The organism is Nocardia sp. NPDC060259, from assembly GCF_042728775.1.
Lineage (GTDB): Bacteria > Actinomycetota > Actinomycetes > Mycobacteriales > Mycobacteriaceae > Nocardia.
In genome coordinates, this window is record NZ_JBHXAY010000178.1 from 1 (window position 1) to 3148 (window position 3148).

Below are 3148 nucleotides of genomic sequence, written 5' to 3' on the forward strand. Positions count from 1 at the left end.
CGCCTACGAAACGCTATGCTCGACACCAGATCACCGGGTGCGGGCGTTGGTGACGTTGGGGTCGCCGTTGGGGATCCCGAACCTGATCTTCGACCGCCTCGATCCGACACCCACAGATGGTGTTGCCGCGTGGCCGGGCCGCTCGGAGCTGGTGTGGACGAATATCGCCGACAGCGGCGATATCGTCGCGTTGGTCAAACAACTCCACCCGCTCTTCGGCGACGGCTTCGCGTGTCGGGTGCGGGATGCGATGGTGCACAATGATGTCCACGCACACAGTGCGGTTCCGTACCTGACTGACGCCCTGACCGGTCAGGTGATCGCGGACGGTTTGCATGTTGACTGATCACAGCGAGGAGGGGGGGCCGCGACGGTTTCTGATCGCGACCGCTGTCGCCGCGCACACCGAAGGACCGGGCTGGGATAGGCCGGGGTTGGAAGACGCGCGGGCGAAGATAATCGCGTTGTTCACCGAACAATTCGGTTACACCCTAGTCAACACCCTCGGGATGAACCCGACCTCCACCCAGTTGCTGCCGGCGCTACGCAAGTTCTGCAAGTCTCCGGATCGGTGTAGTGATGATCTGATCGCGGTGTATTTCACCGGACACGGCGAACGCTTGGATGCCACGGGTGAGCATGTGCTGGTGACCGCCGATACCGATCCCGAGGATATCGAGGCCGCGGTCCAGACGGCGGCGTTGGCACGGCAGATGCTGTTGGGCACGAATGTGCGGCGACTGCTGCTGATGCTCGACACCTGTTTCTCCGGTCAAGGCGGCGCCGACTTCACCACAGCAGCGCTGTCGTCGTGCACGAACCATTGGCGTGAGGAATCGGGCACTGGGGTGGTGGTCATCAGTTCCACCCAACCCACGCAGTGGGCCCAAGCCGGGGTGTTTCCCCAGTTGTTCCAGGACGCCGTCGAGTCGTTGTCGACCGCGGGCCACAGTCCCGACACGCTGCCCCTCGATACCGTGATCACCGCGATCAGCAACGAACTCGACCACTCCCACGGTCAGAACATCGAATGGACCCAAGTACGGCTCATCGGACAGATCCCGCCGTTCCTACCCAATCCCCGCCGTGACCCACGCTTGAGCGAGGTGGATCTGGCGCTGCAACAGGCCAGCGAATGGGAAACCCACACCGAGCGCCGCGATATCGAGTTCCGCACCCGACTGCTCATGCGTGCGATGGGCAACCGTGACAACAAGGGCTGGTGGTTCTGCGGACGCCACCGCGCACTGACCGACATCACCACCTGGCTCACACGCCCCGACCCTGCCCGACCGTTCCTGGCGGTCACCGGCGACCCCGGCTCCGGCAAAACCGCCGTCCTCGGATTGATCACTACCCTCACCCACCCCGACTATCGACGCACCGTCCCCGTCGACGCCCTCGGCCTCCCCTCGGAGGCGATCCCGCCAACCGGCGAAGTGGATGTGGCGATCTACGCCCAAAACCTCACCATCGACCAAGTGCGCGACGGCATCGCCGCCGCAGCGCACCTCACAGCCACAACAGTAGGTGAACTCGTCGACGGATTGGCGCATCGAACTGAGCCGTTGACCGTGCTCATCGACGCTCTCGATGAAGCCGCCGACCCCGATACGTTGACCCGGAAACTGCTGCGGCCGTTGATCGACCACGCCGGTGAGCGTGTGCGCCTGCTAGTGGGGACCCGCCCGTTTCTGCTGGGCAACCTCGGCACCGACCGAGACCACGCGATCGACCTGGACGCGCCCCGCTACGCCGACCTGCCAGCGTTGACCACCTACACCGTGCGCGGGCTTCTGGAAGCCGACCCGGACACCGTCTACACCAGCCAGCCCCCAGCGCTGATCCGTGCGGTTGCCGCCGCGGTTGCCGAGCAAGCCGATCCGTCGTTTCTGGTCGCGCGGATCGTGGCAGCGACCCTGTCCGCGGATCCCGAGGTGCCCGACCCCGCCGACCGCGCATGGCAGCGGAGTCTGCCGAGCCTGCCCGGTCAGGCGATGCACCACGACCTGCAATCCCGGCTGCGAGACAACGCTGATCGCGCCCGGAATTTGCTGCGGCCCTTGGCGTTTGCACAGGGGCAGGGCTTGCCGTGGGAAGACGTGTGGGCGACGCTGGCATCCCGCATCGCCGGGATCGACTACAACGATCACGACCTGATGTGGCTGCGCCGCACCGCCGGCTCCTATGTCGTGGAAGCCACCGAAGCCGGTCGTTCGGCCTACCGCCTCTACCACCAAGCTCTCGCCGAACACCTCACCCACAACCCCGTCGACCCGGTCGCCATCCACGCCATGTTCGTCGATGTCCTACGCCACCGAGTGCCCCTCACCGCCGACGGACGGCGTGACTGGTCACGCGCGCACCCCTACACACTGCGTTACCTCGCTACCCACGCCACCCACGCCGGACTCGTCGACAAGCTGATCACCGACATGGACTACCTCGTCCACGCCGAACCCACCACCCTCCTGGCCGCACTGCATACCGTCACCACCGACACCGGACGCCAAACCCGCGCGATCTACCGCTGCTCAGCGGCCCACCACGCCACCTTGCCGCCACAACGACGCCGCCAAGTACTGGCCATCGACGCTGCACGCTTCCACGCCCCCCAGCAACACCACCAACTCAACCGAACCCTGACCTGGCAACCACAATGGGCCACCGGCAACCTCACCCACCACGCCCACCGCGTCACCCTCACCGGCCACACCGACTCAGTGAGGGCGGTGGCGTGCACCGTGGTCGATGGTGACCCGGTCGCGGTCACCGGCAGTGACGACCACACGGTGCGGGTGTGGGATCTGACCAGCGGCACCGAACGCGCCACCCTCACCGGACACACCGGCCTGGTGACCGCGGTGGCATGCACCATGATCGATGGTGACCCGGTCGCGGTCACCACCAGCTACGACCACACGGTGCGGGTGTGGGATCTGACCAGCGGCACCGAACGCGCCACCCTCACCGGCCACACTCACTGGGTGACTGCGGTGGCATGCACCATGATCGATGGTGACCCGGTCGCGGTCACTGGCGGCAACAACGACCACACGGTGCGGGTGTGGGATTTGACCAGCGGCACCGAACGCGTCACCCTCACCGGACACCCCGGCCCGGTGACTGCGGTGGCATGCACCATGAT

The 3148-nt window shown here is 65.9% G+C and carries 1 protein-coding gene and 1 pseudogene; both read left to right on the forward strand.

The window, feature by feature from the left end; genetic code table 11:
• A pseudogene (locus ACFWF2_RS33085) lies at nt 1-346 on the forward strand (hypothetical protein); the annotation flags it as partial.
• Nucleotides 336-3148, forward strand: a 2813-nt coding sequence (locus ACFWF2_RS33090; protein ID WP_379311414.1) for a caspase family protein, incomplete at its 3' end; no start/stop codon positions are given. The pseudogene ACFWF2_RS33085 and the gene ACFWF2_RS33090, both read left to right, overlap by 11 nt.